Here is a 720-nt window from a genome sequence, read left to right on the forward strand (position 1 = left end):
CCGGGTTGCGGACAGTGTCTGGTGGGTAGTTTGACTGGGGCGGTCTCCTCCTAAAGAGTAACGGAGGAGCACGAAGGTTAGCTAATCCTGGTCGGACATCAGGAGGTTAGTGCAAAGGCATAAGCTAGCTTGACTGCGAGAGTGACGGCTCGAGCAGGTGCGAAAGCAGGTCTTAGTGATCCGGTGGTTCTGTATGGAAGGGCCATCGCTCAACGGATAAAAGGTACTCCGGGGATAACAGGCTGATACCGCCCAAGAGTTCATATCGACGGCGGTGTTTGGCACCTCGATGTCGGCTCATCACATCCTGGGGCTGAAGTAGGTCCCAAGGGTATGGCTGTTCGCCATTTAAAGTGGTACGCGAGCTGGGTTTAGAACGTCGTGAGACAGTTCGGTCCCTATCTGCCGTGGGCGCTGGAGAATTGAGGGGGGCTGCTCCTAGTACGAGAGGACCGGAGTGGACGCATCACTGGTGTTCGGGTTGTCATGCCAATGGCATTGCCCGGTAGCTAAATGCGGAAAAGATAAGTGCTGAAAGCATCTAAGCACGAAACTTGCCCCAAGATGAGTTCTCCCTGACTCTTTAAGAGTCCTGAAGGAACGTTGAAGACGACGACGTTGATAGGCTGGGTGTGTAAGCGTAGCGATACGTTGAGCTAACCAGTACTAATGAACCGTGAGGCTTAACCTTACAACGCCGAAGATGTTTTGGCGAAGAGA

At 53.3% G+C, this 720-nt stretch carries 1 rRNA gene; it reads left to right on the forward strand.

The window, feature by feature from the left end:
* Positions 1 to 691: ribosomal RNA gene (locus ACLGE8_RS22660) — 23S ribosomal RNA — on the forward strand; the annotation flags it as partial.
* Positions 692 to 720 lie beyond the last annotated feature (29 nt).

Source organism: Kluyvera sp. 142486, from assembly GCF_046569695.1.
Classification (GTDB): domain Bacteria; phylum Pseudomonadota; class Gammaproteobacteria; order Enterobacterales; family Enterobacteriaceae; genus Kluyvera.